At 58.7% G+C, this 17429-nt stretch carries 14 protein-coding genes; 7 read left to right on the plus strand and 7 right to left on the minus strand.

Going from position 1 to position 17429, the window contains the following annotated elements:
- Positions 1–55: 55 nt before the first annotated feature.
- Positions 56–3268 (minus strand): reductive dehalogenase, encoded by a 3213-nt coding sequence (locus AC2FH9_RS10305; protein WP_496871438.1) that lies wholly within the window; start codon positions 3266–3268, stop codon positions 56–58.
- Between the two features lie 76 nt (positions 3269–3344).
- On the opposite strand from AC2FH9_RS10305, the gene AC2FH9_RS10310 reads away from it, so the two are divergent.
- Positions 3345–4250 (plus strand): LysR family transcriptional regulator, encoded by a 906-nt coding sequence (locus AC2FH9_RS10310; RefSeq protein ID WP_496691702.1) that lies wholly within the window; start codon positions 3345–3347, stop codon positions 4248–4250.
- Here AC2FH9_RS10310 and AC2FH9_RS10315 read toward each other — a convergent pair.
- Genes AC2FH9_RS10315 through AC2FH9_RS10330 form a run of 4 tightly spaced genes read right to left on the minus strand, consistent with a single transcriptional unit; the run spans position 4237 to position 9890 of the window.
- Complete coding sequence (locus AC2FH9_RS10315; RefSeq protein WP_496871439.1) at positions 4237–5505, minus strand: NAD(P)/FAD-dependent oxidoreductase; 1269 nt, start codon at positions 5503–5505, stop codon at positions 4237–4239. The two genes, AC2FH9_RS10310 and AC2FH9_RS10315, sit on opposite strands and share 14 nt — an antisense overlap.
- Positions 5506–5546: 41 nt before the next feature.
- Positions 5547–6581 carry an ACP S-malonyltransferase gene (locus AC2FH9_RS10320; protein WP_496871441.1) on the minus strand — a complete coding sequence of 345 codons (1035 nt, stop codon included), beginning with the start codon at positions 6579–6581 and terminating at the stop codon, positions 5547–5549.
- Positions 6578–8770: a dehydrogenase E1 component subunit alpha/beta gene (locus AC2FH9_RS10325; RefSeq protein WP_496871442.1), complete on the minus strand. Its 2193-nt coding sequence runs from the start codon at positions 8768–8770 to the stop codon at positions 6578–6580. The genes AC2FH9_RS10320 and AC2FH9_RS10325 overlap by 4 nt, the downstream gene beginning before the upstream one ends.
- 10 nt (positions 8771–8780) lie before the next feature.
- Positions 8781–9890, minus strand: coding sequence for a pyridoxal phosphate-dependent aminotransferase (locus AC2FH9_RS10330; protein WP_496871444.1), 1110 nt, complete (start codon positions 9888–9890; stop codon positions 8781–8783).
- Between the two features lie 158 nt (positions 9891–10048).
- Here AC2FH9_RS10330 and AC2FH9_RS10335 point away from each other — a divergent pair, with 158 nt between their 5' ends.
- On the plus strand, positions 10049–10942 hold the full coding sequence (locus tag AC2FH9_RS10335) for a LysR substrate-binding domain-containing protein (RefSeq protein ID WP_142635780.1): 894 nt from the start codon (positions 10049–10051) through the stop codon (positions 10940–10942).
- A gap of 55 nt (positions 10943–10997) precedes the next feature.
- Here AC2FH9_RS10335 and AC2FH9_RS10340 read toward each other — a convergent pair whose 3' ends face one another.
- Both AC2FH9_RS10340 and AC2FH9_RS10345 read right to left on the minus strand, forming a co-directional pair.
- Positions 10998–12155 carry an acyl-CoA dehydrogenase family protein gene (locus tag AC2FH9_RS10340; RefSeq protein WP_496750082.1) on the minus strand — a complete coding sequence of 386 codons (1158 nt, stop codon included), beginning with the start codon at positions 12153–12155 and terminating at the stop codon, positions 10998–11000.
- 106 nt (positions 12156–12261) lie between these two features.
- The gene (locus tag AC2FH9_RS10345; RefSeq protein ID WP_496696234.1) at positions 12262–12837 is read right to left on the minus strand and encodes a TetR/AcrR family transcriptional regulator; all 576 of its coding nucleotides are present in this window, start codon (positions 12835–12837) and stop codon (positions 12262–12264) included.
- A 296-nt stretch (positions 12838–13133) separates the two neighbouring features.
- Here AC2FH9_RS10345 and AC2FH9_RS10350 point away from each other — a divergent pair, with 296 nt between their 5' ends.
- The 5 genes from AC2FH9_RS10350 (at position 13134) to cueR (ending at position 17410) form a co-directional block, all read left to right on the plus strand.
- Positions 13134–13598 carry a nuclear transport factor 2 family protein gene (locus AC2FH9_RS10350; protein WP_496696235.1) on the plus strand — a complete coding sequence of 155 codons (465 nt, stop codon included), beginning with the start codon at positions 13134–13136 and terminating at the stop codon, positions 13596–13598.
- Between the two features lie 12 nt (positions 13599–13610).
- A complete protein-coding gene (locus tag AC2FH9_RS10355; protein ID WP_496696236.1) occupies positions 13611–14231 on the plus strand; it encodes a pyridoxamine 5'-phosphate oxidase family protein in 621 nt (206 codons plus the stop codon).
- A gap of 47 nt (positions 14232–14278) precedes the next feature.
- Entirely contained in the window at positions 14279–14440 is a 162-nt protein-coding gene (locus tag AC2FH9_RS10360; RefSeq protein ID WP_496696238.1) for a hypothetical protein, read from the plus strand.
- 103 nt (positions 14441–14543) lie between these two features.
- The gene (locus AC2FH9_RS10365) at positions 14544–17024 is read left to right on the plus strand and encodes a heavy metal translocating P-type ATPase (protein WP_496750081.1); all 2481 of its coding nucleotides are present in this window, start codon (positions 14544–14546) and stop codon (positions 17022–17024) included.
- The gene (gene cueR / locus AC2FH9_RS10370; RefSeq protein ID WP_142635768.1) at positions 17021–17410 is read left to right on the plus strand and encodes a Cu(I)-responsive transcriptional regulator; all 390 of its coding nucleotides are present in this window, start codon (positions 17021–17023) and stop codon (positions 17408–17410) included. Before AC2FH9_RS10365 ends, cueR begins: the two co-directional genes overlap by 4 nt.
- The last annotated feature ends 19 nt before the right edge of the window (positions 17411–17429 follow it).

The following is a 17429-nucleotide window of genomic DNA, read 5'->3' on the forward strand; positions in this document are numbered from 1 at the left end:
CCATGGCAAGAACGACCTATTTTTCGATCCCGAAATGTCGTTTCCAGACCTCGGATCAGAGGTCGATCTCGACCACCCCGTTCGGGTCCGCAGCACGGCTCTGGCACAGGATGATTGCGCCTTCGCGCTGCTTGTTCGACAGCACGAAATCCCTGTGCTCGATTTCACCCGAAATCACACCGCATTTACAGACGCCGCAAATTCCGTCCGAACATTTCACGTCGACCTGAATTCCGGCTTCGTTCAGCACCTGCGCCGCGTGTTTGTCGGCGGGAACCTGCAGCTCTCGCCCCGATCTGGCCAGTTTCAGCGTGAAAGAATGGTTCTCATATTCGGGCTGCTCGGGGACCGAGAAATACTCCAGATGCCGCGCCTCATCGGGGAAGCCTTGCTGTTCCGCTGCCTGTATCACGCCTTCCATGTACCGATCCGGGCCGCAGGTATAGACATGCCAACCTACCTGATATCCCGACAGGATTGACTGTAAATCAGCGCGCGTGCCTTCGTCCGAGAAATGATAGTGCACGTGATCGGCCCAGGGCATTGCAGCCAGATCGTCCAGATACCCCGCCCCAGCGCGGGTACTGGCCGAGTAATGCAGCGCAAAGGGTTTGCCCAGACTGTGCAGGCGGTGGGCAAAGGCGATCATCGGCGTGATGCCGATCCCGCCGCCCATCAGGAATGTCCTGGTGGCGGTCTCATCCAGTTCGAAATGGTTGATCGGCTTCGAGATGAAAACCTTGCGCCCTTCGGTAAAAATCCGATGCAACAGGGCCGAGCCGCCCCGCCCCTCATCCTCGCGCAAGACACCGATCTGATAGGTCGCTGCGTTCGCCGGATTGCCGGACATTGAATATTGCCGCAGGAACTCTGGCGCGACCAGCACGTCCAGATGGGCGCCTGCGGTCCACTGAGGCAGCGGCGCGCCATCCAGCGTCGCGAACTCATATTTGGTCACATCATCTGTCATCCGGTCGACCATGCTCAGCTCGACCCGCATGACAGGGGCATCACCTGCGATCGAATAGTTGTGAACAACAGACATGTCCCCGGCGGCCTTGCCTGCCTTGTACTCCTCTGCCGTGACCATCGCTTCATAAGCTGCAATCCCGGCTTCGCGGTCCATGGCAAAAGGATAGGGCCAAGGATGCGGGGCCAGATAGGCGGGATAGACCGCCAGCGTCTGATCCTCATATTTCAGGGCAAGGTCCGTCTGCAGGTTGCGCCGGTTCAGCGGATGCTGGGTCGGGCGATACGCGCCGTCGGGCTGCAATTCGATATCCCACCACCATTTCTTGGTGTCGTTCAAGCCACCATTGCCCACCGCATCGTCCAGTTTCGCCAGCGCTGGCGCGGCTTGGGGGAAGTTCATCGCGGCCCAACGGAAGGGACGTTCCTTGAAGATGCCTTCCAGATTCCATGGGCAGGTTTTCATGCACCGCCCGCACATCGCACCACCCGATGTTGTCACCCGATAAGTGGCGCATTTCTGGCTGTCGGATTTCCAGATTTCATAGCCATTGAACATCAGTTTTGGCCCGGCGGTGATCGCCCCCGAGGGGCATTCTCGCGCGCATTTGTTGCAGCTTTCACAAAAACTCTGCAGTCCGAAATCTATCGGCTTGTCATGAGCCAGAGGCATATCTGTTGTGACCGCACCGGATTTCAGACGCGGGCCCAAATAGGGGTTCAGGATGACCTCGCCAATCCGGCTGACCTCTCCCAGTCCCGACAACAGCAAAAGCGGAGGCTGCAGCACCTCGCCATCCATCACCGTATGGGCCTTTGCCTTATACCCAAGGTTGCGGATCTGCTGTGCAACGACCCCACCCAAAAGCGAGAACCGCAGATAGGCGCGCATGGATTGGGCCACTGCAATCCAGTCGTCGCCACTGGACCCTTCCATGGTCTCGTAACCCTGATCAATGATCATGCTGATGGCTTGATCATGCGGCGGCGTGATCTCTTCTCCGGCAGCATCATGTGAATACCACGCCCAATCGGGGCACCGGCTGAGACCGACGGCATCCGCACCCAGAAAATAGGTCGCGGCCTTGATATTGGCGGCGTTCCGGGCGGCATCTGTCGGTGGCGTGGTCTGGGCACTGTCGCCATCCTGCAGTAGAACAAACGCGCCCAGCGCGCGCCGTTGCGCGAAACTGGGGGCCGCCTTGCGCACATAATGCCCACCCTTGGCGGCGTCCTGCAGAGTCTTACCCATGTCGCCGAATTGCGCCCGGGCAAACATGTCAGCCCGTTTGGGGACGCGTGCAACGTTTTCCTCGTCAATATAAGTTGTCGGCGTTTCGACACGCTTAAGCTTTTCGAAGGGATGCGCGCCGTCGACATAGCGCCGTTTGGCATAGGAGTCTCGGTTCAACGCATTCTTGGCAAAACCCGCCCCCAACCACCATGCCGGTCCTTGTGTGCGAAACCACGGTTGCTGAGCCATCGGGCACAGCGGGCGGTCATGAGCGATCTCCAACTCGGTCGTCACCACGGCCAGCCCGAACCGGGTCCCAAGCCAGGGGGCGACAAGCTGTCCACCTTCGACCGAGGCCAATCCTGCGGCGACCGCCAATTTGCCCAGATCAACATCCGACGACATCGCCGAATGCGCCCGCGCATCAAAGCCAAGCAGGCGGATGTAGTTGGCAATAACCACCGCATTTTCGGTCGCCAACAAACAGGCGCGGTGGTCCTGCGCATCCGTGATCCAATCGGCGCCCGGTTCAGAAGGGTCCGGGTCGCGGTTGTGCTCGTAGAGAAACACGATTGCATGGCGGTGGCTGTCGATTGGCTTGGGCGCAGCCTCGATACTGTCCTTCAAATCCGCCATGATGACATCAATGCCCGATGCCAGCGTCTTGGTCTGCCGTGTCCGCAAGGCATCGGACAGCCGGTCGATATCGGGGTTACGGCGCGGCTGCGGCAGCAGCGCTTCGGTTGGCAGTGGCCCGCATCCGATCATCGACGCATCATTGAAATAGCCAAAGGCCTTCAGATGGTTGGCGCGCGCATTCGGATCTGACGGGATATCGCCCATTGCCGGGTTCACCAACCCGTCGCGGATCGCATCCATCATCGCCTGAAACTCACCCATCGCATTGACGATGCTGTGGGGCTGATCGGGGCGGCGAAAACTAAGATCGCCCATAGGCGGCACCTGTGACAGGTCCGGCATTGTGTCTTGCCGCGCCAACCGCTCTAGCGGGTAGCCGCCCTTATGAACTGGCCTGTTCCGGTCTGAAAAGAAACGGATTCCCATAGCGTGCCTCCCCTTGCCCGTCTGACCCTTAATGCCCGGTAGACAGCAATACCATTCATACTTAATCATAAATAATATGAATAAAAATGATTTCACTGATTTGGACGGCAAAGTCCTGCGGGTCTTTCTGACAATACTCGAGGAAAGCTCGGTCTCGAAAGCAGCCGATCGGCTGGGGGTCACGCAATCGGCAATCAGCCACACGCTGTCCAAACTGCGGCAGGTGCTGGGCGATCCGTTGTTTGTACGTTCAGGTCAGGGCCTGACCCCGACCGAACGTGCCTTGTCCCTGAAGGACCCTATTCAAACGGTGCTGGACGGGATGCGTGCCTTGACCGACGGTCGCCCCTTTGACCCGTTATCCGAACAGATTGACATTCGCATCGCCACAAATGACATGCCACGCGAAGTGATATTCCCAAGGCTGTTGCGCGACACACGCGCCGAGGGTGCACGGCTACGGTTGGAGTTCATCCCATCCGGAGTTCCCGACCCGGACCTGTTGCGCAGCGACCGGTGTCAGTTGATGGTCACCCCGCTACCGCCCGATGGGCCGGACATCTACCAGAAACGGCTGTTCGAAAGCCCGCTGATGATGTTCTTCGACGCCGCCCATTGCACCCCGCCAGACAGCTGGCAGACCTATTGCGACAGCGACCATATCGAGGTGCGCTTTGCCGATGGCCGCAATGCCCGTGCCGTCATGCGGGGTGTTGATCAAAGCCAGATCAGAGCGCCGATTGTTACCCTGCCCCATTTCAACGCGATACCAGCCTTTGTGCGGGGCAGCTCGTTGATCTCGACCGATACCGCCTTGATGAGACAAGGTCCTCTGGCCGGGTTGGACTGTGCGCATTTGCCCTTCGAATGCACCCCGGTTCCGCTTTACATGGTCTGGCACCAAAGGTCGGCCAATGACCCAGCGCATCGTTGGCTGCGCAGAAGGATCGAAGCCATAGCAGCTGACATCAGCGCGCCTTGATCAAATGGGTCAGTGCAGCACCGGTTTCAAAGTAGGCGTGACGCAGGCGGGTCCAGCGTTCAGTATGTTCCGCCACAGCGGGAACTGGCAGCAACGCCGGATCCCCTGCCAAAAGGCTCTCAGCCGCCATACGGCCAAACACCGTGCCCGGCCCGATACCCCGGCCTGAATAGCCATGGATCGAAACCGCATCCGGTCCGATCCGGGTGATCTTGGGAATGTGGTCCGAGGTCATCGCAATGCGGCCGTGCCATCCCTGCTGCAAGGGTTGATCCGCAAGCTGAGGATAAAGCTCTGACAGTTTGCGCTTGATCCATCCGGTATGAGCGGCGCTGCCCGCATGTTCTAGATTGCCCATTGCGCCGAGGATAAAGCGCCCGTCGTGATCCATTCGGAAAGAGGTCATGATCAGGCCGGTATCCCAACATCCTTCGGCTCCGGGAAGAATACTCGCGCGCAGATTGTCGGACAACGGCGCAGTAGTGAATTGAAAATACGAGACAGGAACATAGGCCGGTGCCGTATCGGGCAGGTTCCGATGATACGCGTTGGTGGCCTGGATCACTGATTTGGCGCGCACCGTGGCCTGCGGGGTTTCCAACAGCCACTGGCCATCGACATGGCGCATCGTCATCACTGGGCTGTGCGTGTGAACGCGTGCCCCGGTTGCGGCAGCCGCACGGACCAGACCACGCACATATGCCATCGGCTGGATCGTTCCGGCGCGCGGGTCGAACAGAGCTCCACGAAAGGTGGCGCTGCCCGTGCGCTGGTACGTCTTGTCCGACGACAGCAACTCGACCGGAGCGCCTGCCTGACGCAACTGTGCATGGCGTATTTTCAAATCAGCAAGACCAGAGCCAGAATGCGCACAATGCAACGTGCCCTTGCGCATCGGCTCGCACTCGATCCCATGTGTCTGGATCACGCTGAATACTTCACTTGGGGCCGCCGCAAGGATTTCGATCAGACGCGTTCCGTCCGCATCCCCCAGATGGGCGCAAATGTCAGCAGGGCGCACCCAGAGTCCGGCATTAACCAGCCCCACATTGCGCCCGGATCCCCCATGCCCGATCTCCTGTGCCTCCAAGACACAGACCGAGGCTCCGGCCCGTGCGGCCGTCAAAGCCGCGGAACAGCCAGTATAACCGCCGCCGATCACCGCAAGGTCCACAGACAAATCGCTGGTCAGCGGGGCGCTCTCCACATGCTCGCGGCAGGTGTGTAGCCAAAGGGATTGATCGTAGTCGCTCAATGCGGACTCCTTGCGGTGTCAAAAACCATTAGGACGCGGGATCAGGTCGTCGCAAGAGCCCTTTGATCCTCACGCCCCATCGCGATCAGGAAAGGCCGCGCCTCTTGCTGCGACTGAAACGCTGCCCGATCGCACATCCCCTGCCACCCGGCCAGAACCAGCGATTGCGCAACGGCACCGCCCAAAGTCGCTCCGGGGCCTGTCACGATGAACAGGTCAGGCGCGAATTCGCGCGCGGCGGTCTGGATTGCGTGGGTGAAGTCATAGGCCGCGGTCACCTGATGCCCCAGGGTGTAATCCCACAGTGCCTGCGTGTCCGTCGCACCCGGCCACCAGATTTTGCCACGCCCGTCGATCAGAGGCCGGTCAGGCTGTTTGAACAGCTCCGCACCAAGTTGCGTGCGCCCTTCCGCAGCCACCGGAGCTTGAAGGTGGGTGTGAAATGCGGCGTGATTTGCCAACCTCATGGGGAACCTGTCTTGCACACTCGGCCACGATGCCTCGAACGCTCGCAAGCCCTCTTCGTTGCCCGCCAGAACCAGCATTCCACCCAGATCAATCGACAATGCCAGAACCTGACCGTCCTGCGCGTTGATCCGCGCCACATCGGCCAGCAATTCAGCCTTACGCTGTGGGTCATCCGCCCAGCTATTGTCTGTGAATGGGTATACGAGCTGCCCACCAATTAGGTGGTCCTGCATCAGCGTCCCCATTGTATTCACCACACGAAAGCCATCCTCGGGCGACACCGCGCCTCCGGCGGCCAAGGCGATGTACCAGCCCATCGAGTTGCCGGTGACGGCGACCACCTCAATGTCATCAGCAAGCGCCTGAGCATCGGCCAAAGAGGCCGCATAAATCAGGGGTGAGGCCACATCACCGCGCGAGTACTTACTGACCGTGAACCGATCGGCACCGTCCAGCGCCGTGACTGCCGCTTGCCCCGCATTGGCGCGGATGGCGTCAAACCCGCCAATCATCTGCATCCGGTTTGCGTGATGACGGTGCAAATACCCCAGCTCGGCCTCGTTATAGGTGCCCCGACCCGGGCAGATCACGACGGCAGTGCGGGTCATGAGCGGTTTCCAGTCAGATTGAGCGCGGCGGCGACAATATTATCCTTTGACGGCAATGGCGCAGCATATGCAGGCCCGGTCGCGATAAAGCTGTCTTCTGCCACTACGCGGGCGATTGGTGTGTCGGGGCTTTCTTCGACGAAGAAAGTTGTCAGCGCCTCTGACTGGCTTCCGGTCCGGCGGCATTCGTCAACGACCAGAATATGCGCACAGGTTTTGGTGGCCTCGCGCAACGCTTCTGCAGGTAATGGAGCCAACCATCGCATGTCGATAATCCGGGTTCGGATCCCTGCGGCCTCAAGTTCGGGCAAGGCTTGCTGCGACAGGTAGTGGCCGTTGCCATAGGTCACAATCGCCAGATCGGTGCCGTCCCCCTGTACCCCGACCTCGCCCAGGCGGATGCTGCGATCCGGCGAAGGATAGGTCGTCATCCATCCGGCATCTTGTGCCTGATGGAGGTCGCGCATCGGATAAAGCGCAATGGGTTCCAGGAATACCACGACGCGCTGCTCTTCGCGGGCCAGCCTTACGCATTCTCGAAGCATCTGCACCGCGTCCGAACCGGTCGAGGGGCAGGCAATGATCACACCCGGAATATCGCGCAGAACGGCCAGAGAGTTGTCGTTGTGGAAATGCCCCCCGAAACCCTTCTGATATCCCAGCCCGGCGATCCGCAGGACCATCGGATTGGTAAATTGCCCGTTCGAGAAAAAGGGCAAGGTCGCGGCCTCACCCCGGATCTGGTCCTCGGCATTGTGCAAATAGGCAAGAAACTGAATTTCAGGGATCGGGACAAAGCCGTTATGCCCCATACCGATGGCCAGTCCCAGAATGGACTGTTCGTCCAACAGCGTGTCGATCACCCGATCCGGGCCGAACCGCTGTTGCAGCTTTTGGGTCACGCCATAGACGCCACCCTTGCGTCCCACATCTTCGCCCATGCACACGATCTCGGCGTGTTCCAGCATCAGATCAGTCAGCGCCCAGTTGATCAGACGACTCATCGGCTGGGGATCGTCCATCGCGCGCATGTCGCCGCCAAAAGCGGCTGCACGGGCCTCGGCCCCCGGACCATTGGTGGGTTTGCAGGTGCGTTTTGGCGGGATCAGACTGGCCATGACTTCGGACGCGGTGGTCAGATGCGAGCGGGTCACGGCCTCTGCCGCGATCCTGTCGGTGCGAGCGCAAGTATCCTGATATATCTTCAGCGCCTGATCCGACGATAGCGCCCCGGCCTGATCCAACAGCCGCACCGAATGCAGCAGCGGATCATTTGCCTCATCAGCTTCGACTTCGGATTTCGCCATATAGGTCGTCGGGACGTCCGCCCCCGCATGGCCATAAAGCCGAACGGTTCTTAGATGCAGAAAAGCCGGTTTGCGCCGAGTGCGCACGTATTCCGCCGCCTCTTTCGCAACCGCATAGGTTTCGAAAATATCCAAACCGTTGGCCTGGAAATATTTGATCCCCGGCCGGTGCTGCATCGACGCTTGAATCCATCCCTTTGGCGTTCTGACCGAGATACCGATCCCATTATCCTCACAGACGAACAACAGGGGCAAAGGGGTCGACTGTACGCTGGTCCACCCCGCCGTATTGATCGCCCCCTGCGCCGTGGAATGATTGGCCGATGCATCCCCGAAGGAACACATGGCGATCCCGTCGGCAGGCAGTTCGCGATGTTCGGGCGGGTGCCGCCGTGCCGCGCCAAGCGAATAGGCCGCACCCACAGCTTTGGGCAGATGACTGGCGATGGTCGAGGTCTGCGGCGGGATCATCAGCGCCTTTGAGCCCAGCACCTTATGTCGACCACCCGAGATCGGGTCCTCTTTCGAGCAGGCGAAACTCAGCAACATATCCCAGGCGATTTGCTGGCCCGGCACTTGTTCGGAACGTGCGATCTGAAAGGCGGCATCCCGGTAGTGCAGAAACGCGATGTCCGTGGGCCGCAGCGCGTGGGCGACAGCCGCCATGCCCTCATGCCCGGACGAGCCGATGGTATAGAACCCCTGCCCCGCCTTCTGCATTGCGCGGCTGGTACGGTCCAGTGCCCGGCTGAGAACCTGAGACCGGTACAGCGACACCGCATCGGCGTTGCTTAATCCCGGTCGCGGTGCGGCGCCGTCAGGCAGGTGGTGCTGCGTCACACGTGTCAGGAAATTCTCATGAACGATCTGAGCGCGATCCATGGCGGCCCCTCTACTTCAATCTGGCGGTCGCAACAGAAATGCGCCGCAACCCTTCTTGCAGGCTTTCGGTGGCGTAAGCAAAAGAAAGCCGCAGATGGCCCGGCAAACCAAAGGCACGCCCCGGCACCAGTGCCACCCCGACTTCGTCCAGCAGATACCGGCAGAATTCGTGATCGACCGGCATTTCAGCCGGTGTTTTGGGAAAGACATAGAACGCGCCATCCGGAACGGCACACTCCAGACCCGCGGCATTCAACCCAGTAACCACAAGATCACGGCGCGCCCGCATCGCCTGCAGGCGTTCGCCCAATAGCGTTTGCGGCCCGGTAATCGCAGCCAATGCTGCCGCCTGTGCGATGGAACATGCGCCTGATGTAATCTGCCCCTGAACAGCGGTCATCGCCTTGATCAAGGGTGATGGCCCGATTCCCCAACCGATCCGCCACCCGGTCATCGAATAGGCCTTGGAAACTCCATTTACGGTCAGCACTCTATCCGCCAGATGCGGCACGGCCTGAACAAATGGCGTGAAGGGAACATAGGTCAGGTGTTGGTAAATCTCATCCGAGATCACCCAAACACTGGGATGCCTGTCCAAAACGCGACCCAGGGCCTGCATTTCCGATTCAGTATAGACCGCGCCGGTCGGGTTTGAGGGCGTGTTCAGCAAAAGCCAGCGAGTGCGCGGCGTAATTGCGGCCTCAAGCTGTGCTGGGGTCAGCTTGAACCCCTGAGAAACCGGACAGTCCAGGACAACCGGAATACCGCCGGACAGCCTGACAATATCCGCATAGCTGGTCCAGAACGGCGCCGCGGTAATAACTTCATCCCCGGGATCGAGCGTGGCCATCAGCGCCCCGGACAAAACCTGTTTAGCACCGGTCGAGACGATCACGTTTTCCGGCTGGACACTGGCCCCGACGGCGATAGCCGCCCGAACGTCCGGCGCCCCTGCCGTCGCAGGATACCGTGTTTGCCCGGCCAGCGCCGCTTGATGGGCCGCTTCGACCACATGTTCAGGGGTCGGAAAATCAGGCTCACCGGTGCTGAGCGCGACCACATCGACACCCTGTGCCTTAAGGCCCGCAGCCCGCTCAGAGATCTGAACAATCTCTGACAACTCAATCCCGCGCAGCCTGTCTGCACGCCTAATACTATCTGCTGCGATTTGCCTGGACACTGCCAACGTCTCTCTTGACCAAAATATTCATTTGGTATCGGGCTGGCGGGCCCCAAAAGCCAGTGATATTCCATCCGAAAGGTATGAGGAATTATCATATGATCGCCCCCCGTCGTTTTCTGCCGTCTATCCCCTCTCTGCTGGCACTCGAGGCCGTTGACCGCCTTGGCAGTGCTTCGGCGGCAGCGGAAGAGCTTTCGCTGACCCAAAGCGCCATCAGCCGACAGCTCAAGTCGATGGAGGAACAGCTGGGCATCGAACTGATCCAGCGAACCCAGATGCGGCTGCAGCTTACCCCGGCGGCAAAAGAATACGTTCAGGTCGCGCGCAAAAGCTTGCACCAACTGGCGCAGGCCTCCCTAAAACTCAGAGCCAATCCGACCGGAGGATCGCTGAACCTGTCGATCCTGCCGGCGTTTGGGATGCATTGGCTGGCGCCGCGTCTTCAGGACTTTGCCCGCCGACATCCCGAGGTGACCGTCAATCTAAACACCCGGCTTCGCCCCTTCGATTTCGAAACGGAACATTTCGACGCCGCGATTCATTTCGGACGTCGAGATTGGCACGGCGTCAACTACCTGCCGATTATGCGTGAAAACGTTGTACCGGTTTGCGCCCCGGAAATTCTGCCAAAAAACCCGGAACAGATTGACTGGCTAATGAATGCCCCACTGCTGCACCTGGAAACGCGCCCTGACGCCTGGGAGCAATGGTTTGCCGCACAAGGGCTTGTGGCATCAGGGCTTGGCGGCATGTTGTTCGACCAATTCTCGACTATGGGACAAGCCACAATTCATGGGCTTGGGGTGGCGCTGCTGCCCAGCTATCTGGTCGAAGACGACTTGAAAACCGGGCGACTCGTTCCCGCCTGGAAAGGCCCAGGCGTCAGTCTGGGCGATTTCTTTCTGGTCTGGCCGCAATCCCGGGTGGCATCCGAGCCGCTGAAGTCGTTCTGTTCTTGGCTGCAAGGCCAAGTCGACCAAATCTCGTGACCGGGCCATTCCGACCACCCTAGAAAACTGCGGGGAGGGAGCGTTCCGAACAGGATTATGTGTCCAACGACCGAGCAATGAGTTCCTTCATGATCTCATTTGTCCCACCATAGATCATCTGAACCCGCGCATCCGCGTAAAGCCGAGCAATCGGATATTCCATCATGAACCCATAGCCACCAAACAGCTGCAGACATTCGTGCATGATCTCATTCTGCACCTCAGACCCCCAGTATTTGGCCATCGACGCGGTCGATGCATCCAAAGTTCCAGCCTCAAGCCTGGCAATACAGTCGTTGACAAAACTGCGCAGCACTTCGGCCTTGGTTTTACACTCGGCAAGCTTGAAGCGGGTATTCTGGAAATCCATCACGCGCTGACCGAAGGCTTTGCGCTCCTGCGTGTATTTCACTGTTTCGGCAATCGCGAAATCAATCGCACCCAGGGCACCGATTGCAATCGTCAGGCGTTCCCAGGGAAGTTGCCGCATCATCTGGTAAAAACCCTGCCCCTCTTCCGCACCAATCAGGTTTGTCATCGGGACCTTGACGTCCTCAAAGAACAGCTCGGCCGTGTCATTGGACTTCATGCCCAGTTTCTTGAGGTTCCGCCCCTTGCGGAACCCATCTGCGCCCTGCGTTTCGACCGCGACCAACGATACCCCCTTCGACCCTTGGGACTTGTCGGTCTTTGCAGCCACAAGGATCAAGTCCGCAGATTGCCCATTGGTGATAAAGATCTTGGACCCGTTCAGACAGTAGGAGTTACCGTTCTTTTCCGCAGTTGTGCGAATCGACTGCACATCCGAACCGGTTCCGGGCTCTGTCATGGCCAGCGCGCCGACCATCTCGCCCGAGGCGAGTTTCGGCAGCCAATTCAACTTTTGATCTTCGTTGCCATAAGCGGTGATATAGTGGATGACAATCGACTGGATCGCATAGCCCCAACCGGAATCTCCGTGCGAGGTCTGGGCGTACATGGTCAGAGCATCAAATCCCATGCCACCACCGACACCGCCGTGTTCTTCGGTGATCGCGCCAGCCATCAGTCCCATGTCACCGGCCTTGCGCCAGAACGCACGATCAACAACCCCGTTTTCGGTCCAGCGCTCGATATTGGGCACCAGTTCGTCCTGCATGAAACGGTTCGCCATTTCGGCAAACATCTGGTGCTCTTCGGACACCCAGCTGGATGTAGGGGTAATAAGAGACATTGCGCATCCTCCAAGATCAACTTGCTGCCAGCGTAATTTGGACCGCCAAGTAATCCAATGCGTTGGATGAAACGCTACGCAACGTCTTTTGGAAGATTTCGCCGGGTCACGGGATCGGTGCGGCCAACGCGTTTTCCAGCAAGACCCGCGCTGCAGCTTTGGCATCTTGCGCGGGATCACAGCTTTTCAACAGAACCGCCGTCACGATTGCCCCTTCTTTCAGCAGAAGAATCTGACATCCCAGGCTTTCAGGGTCGAAGGCACCGGCTTTGCGGGCCAGATCCGTGAAATATTCCAACAACAACCGCTTGTGCTCCGCCGCCTGCACGTGGATCGGGTGCTCTTTCTCCTGGAACTCGGCGCCAGCCTTGATGAACATGCAGCCGCGAAACCCGTCTTCGGCGAACCACTCGCCCAGTGCATCAAAGCTTGAAATCAACTGGTCCGCAGGGGTGTGGGCCAATTCCTCGACACGACGCATGAACCAGTTGCGGAAATTCTCGTCCCGCAGACGCAAAGCCGCCAGAATCAGATCTTCCTTGGTGCGGAAATGTTTGTACATCGAAGTCTTCGACACACCCGTCTCAGCCACCAGCTTGTCCATGCCGGTCGCATGAAAACCGTCACGATAAAAGACCTTCAGGGCCTTGCGGACCAGCTCATCCCTTTTGTTTGGGCGCATGATTCGCCTCCTATACGTACCGATCTGTACATAATTGTACCCTCCATAATCCGCAAGGGCCACCAATGTTCAGGAAATTCTCTTTATTTTCCACCTGGATAGAGAAAAATTTTAGATATTTTACAGGCGCCCCTTGCAAAGAGGTACCGATCAGTACACCTTAACGACACGATGTACCGATCAGTTAACTATGGAGCCGTCATGAAACGCCGTACCAGCCCCTTCAACCGCCAGTACATCCCATTTCTGTTGACCCTTGCGCTGCTCGCTGCATCGCTAACCTGAAGGATCATGACATGAACCGCCCCCCTCTGCCGCCATTCACTGCTGAGACCGCTACACAAAAGGTCCGCATGGCTGAAAATGCTTGGAACAGCCGCGATCCGGATATCGTGACGCCCGCCTACACCGAGGACAGCCAATGGCGGAATCGGGCTGAGTTTGTCGCGGGCCATGCTGAAATTCACGCGCTTTTGACCCGCAAGTGGAGAAATGAGCAGGAGTACCGGCTGATCAAAGAACTCTGGGCCTATTCGGAAAACCGTATTGCCGTGCGCTATGCCTATGAATGGCGGAACGACAGCGGCCAGTGGTTCCGCTCATATGGTAACGAGAACTGGGAATTCGATAGGGATGGTCGGATGGCCAAACGTCATGCCTCGCTGAACGACCTTCCGATCAGGCAACAGGATCGGGTTTTCCTTTGGCCTCTTGGTCCACGCCCTGACGACCATCCCGGCCTGTCTGATCTGGGCCTGTAGAAAGGACCTATTATGCCACGTGCTTTTTCCAAACTAACCTTCACGTCTGCTGTTCTCACCCATCAAGAAAGGATGGGATCGGCGAAAACCTATGCGAAATTCCTGGAAAGCGGCCCTGTGCAGGGTCACGAAATCAGAGCCGCCGAAAAAGTGTTCATCGAGGCCCGCGACGGGTTCTACCAATCAACCGTGTCCGAGACCGGCTGGCCATATGTGCAGTATCGTGGCGGACCCGCGGGGTTTTTACGAGTACTTGATGCGCAGACCATCGGGTATGCTGATCTTTCGGGCAACAAACAGTATATCTCGCGCGGGAATTTGGATGGCAATGACCGGGTTGCGCTGATCCTGATGGATTATGCCAACCAGCGACGCCTGAAAATACTTGGGCGTGTCAAAATTGCCGAAGGCGCTGCGGCGGCTGCCAGCCTCTCCCCTGAAGGCACCCAGACCCCGGCCGAGCGCGCCGTCATTATCAAGGTCGAAGGTCTGGACTGGAATTGCCCAAGTCACATTACCCCACGATTCACCGAGGCCGAGCTGCGCCCCCACCTGAACGAATTGGGCCAGCAGCTGGCCCAACTTCAGGCGGAAAATGACCGGCTGAAACGGGAACTGGAAAATAAGAAATAAACCCCAGTGCCAAGCATTCCCCAACTTGTGATTCAAGGACTGACACCATGATAACGTTAACGCTGCACCGAGCCTTCATAGTCCTGTTTGGTTTCGCTCTGTCGATTGCCTTTCTTATGCTGGGATTTTTCGCATCTCCCGAAGCTGTTCGGACATCCCCGCCCGCGCTTTATAATTCGCTGCTGCTGGAAAAACTGACCCAAGACTAAGAACCGTACGGCCCTCGAAACAAGAGATTGTGCCTGAATCATGATCTCTGCCCTTGACCTTCCTGTGACTGGAACCCCCATCTAGGGTTGGAAACAGGACAGGATGAGTCGATTGGCCACCCCACATGCTATCAGACTGAAGGTCACCGGAATGAACTGCGCATCCTGCGTAGGCCGCGTGGAATCTGCGTTGCGCAATGTTCCCGGGGTTACCGAGGCTTCGGTCAACTTCCCAACCGAGACTGCACAGGTCACTTATGACGGGCCGATCAGCGACCTGACCGGCGCGCTGGACAAAGCTGGTTATCCGGTGTCAGTGGCAGAAGCTGTTCTGCAGATTGACAGAATGAGTTGTGCTTCTTGCGTCGCAAGGATTGAACGAGCACTCTGCGCAGATCCGGCCGTCATAAGTGCTCGGGTCAACCTGGCCACTGAAACCGCGACCATTCGTTTTGCCGACGGGGCAACTGATCCTGTGAAGCTGGCGCAGCAAAGCACTAAAGCGGGCTATCCGGCGCACCCTTCCAGGATGGCCGAAAGCAACGATGACAAACCGGGCGAAGCCTCTGCGCTGATTCGTACGACCCTGATCGCTGCAACGCTGGCTTTGCCCGTGTTCATACTCGAGATGGGCGGGCACATGATCCCAGCCTTTCATCACTGGGTTCAGGCGATAATCGGGATTCAGACCAGCCATATCATCCAGTTTGTCCTGACGTCAGTTCTGCTGATCGGCCCCGGAAGGGTGTTCTATGCCAAGGGTATCCCGGCCTTGCTGCGCGGGACACCTGATATGAATGCGCTGGTCGCGATGGGAACCGGTGCCGCCTATCTGTATTCCGTCCTGGCCACCTTTGCGCCTCAGGTTCTGCCGCAAGGCAGTGCAAATGTGTATTACGAGGCCGCCTCGGTCATCGTGGTCCTTATCCTGCTGGGTCGCGCGATGGAGGCGCGGGCAAAAGGCCGGACCGGGGCCGCCATTCGCAAACTGGTCGGGCTTCAACCGAAAACAGCCCGGCTAGAACAGGACGGGGGCACGGTCGATCGACCCATATCCGAAATACTGGTTGGCGATGTGCTGCAGATCCGACCCGGAGAGCGCGTCCCAGTCGATGCTCAGGTGTTGGACGGCACCTCATACGTGGATGAAAGCATGATTACCGGCGAACCCGTTCCTATAGGGAAATCGGCCGAAGATCAGGTGATAGGGGGCACGGTCAACGGCACGGGCGCGCTGCGCGTGCGCGCCACGCGGGTTGGGTCCGAAACGGTGCTGGCGCAGGTGATCCAGATGGTTCAGCAAGCTCAGGGTGCCAAGTTGCCGATACAGGGGCTAGTCGACCGGATCACGGCGTGGTTTGTTCCCGTTGTGATTGGCGTTGCCCTACTGACCATTGCGATCTGGCTGATCTTTGGCCCTGCGCCTGCCTTGCCGATGGCGCTGGTCGCAGGGGTTTCGGTTTTGATCATTGCTTGCCCCTGCGCCATGGGGCTGGCGACTCCGACGTCGATCATGGTGGGCACGGGGCGCGCGGCTGAACTGGGCGTGCTGTTCCGCAAAGGCGATGCTTTGCAGCAGTTGCAACAGGCCAAGATCATTGCTTTGGACAAAACCGGGACTCTGACACTGGGGCGCCCCGAACTGGCGAATGTCACGACCACGAACGGGTTTGAGCGCGATACTGTTCTGCGGCTGGCCGCTGCGGTTGAGGCGCGGTCCGAGCATCCGATTGCCACGGCGATCACGCGGGCCGGACCGGCGGACCTGCCCCCTATCTCCGGCTTTGAATCGCTGACTGGGCTGGGCGCCCGCGCGTCCGTTGATGGGCACGATCTGTTGATCGGCTCACCCAGATTAATGGCGCAGAACGGCATTGATCTATCCGCGTTGAGCCAACAGGCCGACCAGCATGCCGCCGAAGGGGCAACCCCCGTATTCGTCGCGATCAACGGTCAGGCTGCGGCACTTCTTACGGTCTCGGATCCGGTCAAACCGGGCACGATCGAAGCTTTGCACAGGCTGCACACGATGGGCCTGACATTGGCGATGGTCACCGGGGACAACGCCCTGACTGCGCAGGCCTTGGCAAACAAGCTGGGCATCGATCATGTCACAGCCGAGGTCCTGCCGGACGGAAAGCTCGCCACAATCAACGCCCTGCGCGACCAGTTCGGAGAGCTGGCCTTTGTCGGAGACGGGATCAACGACGCCCCGGCATTGGCTGCGGCGGATGTCGGCATTGCTATCGGAACTGGCACGGATGTGGCGATTGAAACGGCGGATGTGGTGCTGATGTCGGGCGATCTTCGCGCGGTTGCCAATTCAGTTGAAATCAGTCGCCGGACCATGAACAATATCCAACAGAATCTGGGCTGGGCGTTTGGATATAATGTTTTGCTGATCCCTGTCGCCGCCGGGATTCTGTATCCTTTTGGCGGCCCGCTTCTTTCCCCGGTTCTGGCGGCTGGAGCCATGGCTTTGTCCAGCGTCTTTGTCGTCACCAACGCGTTGCGACTTCGCAGGGTTCGCGCCAGCCTGCCCGAGGGGTCACATACGGCGGCTCAACAAATGGTGACGTCATGAATATCGGCGACGTTTCCAACCAAACCGGTCTCCCGGCCAAGACCATCCGCTATTACGAAGATATCGGACTGATCAAACCGCTGCGCGATGATAATGGCTATCGCCGGTTCCGCAGTCAGGATGTGCACAAACTGAACTTTTTGGGCCGGGCCCGCGCATTGGGATTTACGATCGAAGATTGCCGGACCCTGATGGCCTTGTATGAGGATGAAACCCGCGCAAGTGCAGATGTGAAGAAGGTTGCCCGCGCGCATATGGTCCAGATCGAAGCGAAGATCGCCGACCTTAATGCGATGCGCGATACGTTGGGTCATTTAATTGACGCCTGCGCCGGCGACGACAGGCCTGATTGTCCGATCCTGAAGGATTTGGGCGGACAACCCTGACACGGGGTTGCCCTTTGTC

The sequence above is a fragment of the Ruegeria sp. CDSC081 genome, from assembly GCF_059610485.1.

Bases quoted from the DNA above. Each gene is read 5' to 3' on its own strand.
- AC2FH9_RS10350 (WP_496696235.1), top strand. From the start codon at position 13,134: ATGAACCGCCCCCCTCTGCCGCCATTCACTGCTGAGACCGCTACACAA.
- AC2FH9_RS10310 (WP_496691702.1), top strand. From the start codon at position 3,345: ATGAATAAAAATGATTTCACTGATTTGGACGGCAAAGTCCTGCGGGTC.
- AC2FH9_RS10345 (WP_496696234.1), bottom strand. From the start codon at position 12,837: ATGCGCCCAAACAAAAGGGATGAGCTGGTCCGCAAGGCCCTGAAGGTC.
- AC2FH9_RS10320 (WP_496871441.1), bottom strand. From the start codon at position 6,581: ATGACCCGCACTGCCGTCGTGATCTGCCCGGGTCGGGGCACCTATAAC.
- AC2FH9_RS10360 (WP_496696238.1), top strand. From the start codon at position 14,279: ATGATAACGTTAACGCTGCACCGAGCCTTCATAGTCCTGTTTGGTTTC.
- AC2FH9_RS10340 (WP_496750082.1), bottom strand. From the start codon at position 12,155: ATGTCTCTTATTACCCCTACATCCAGCTGGGTGTCCGAAGAGCACCAG.
- AC2FH9_RS10305 (WP_496871438.1), bottom strand. From the start codon at position 3,268: ATGGGAATCCGTTTCTTTTCAGACCGGAACAGGCCAGTTCATAAGGGC.
- AC2FH9_RS10325 (WP_496871442.1), bottom strand. From the start codon at position 8,770: ATGGATCGCGCTCAGATCGTTCATGAGAATTTCCTGACACGTGTGACG.
- cueR (WP_142635768.1), top strand. From the start codon at position 17,021: ATGAATATCGGCGACGTTTCCAACCAAACCGGTCTCCCGGCCAAGACC.
- AC2FH9_RS10365 (WP_496750081.1), top strand. From the start codon at position 14,544: ATGAGTCGATTGGCCACCCCACATGCTATCAGACTGAAGGTCACCGGA.
- AC2FH9_RS10335 (WP_142635780.1), top strand. From the start codon at position 10,049: ATGATCGCCCCCCGTCGTTTTCTGCCGTCTATCCCCTCTCTGCTGGCA.
- AC2FH9_RS10355 (WP_496696236.1), top strand. From the start codon at position 13,611: ATGCCACGTGCTTTTTCCAAACTAACCTTCACGTCTGCTGTTCTCACC.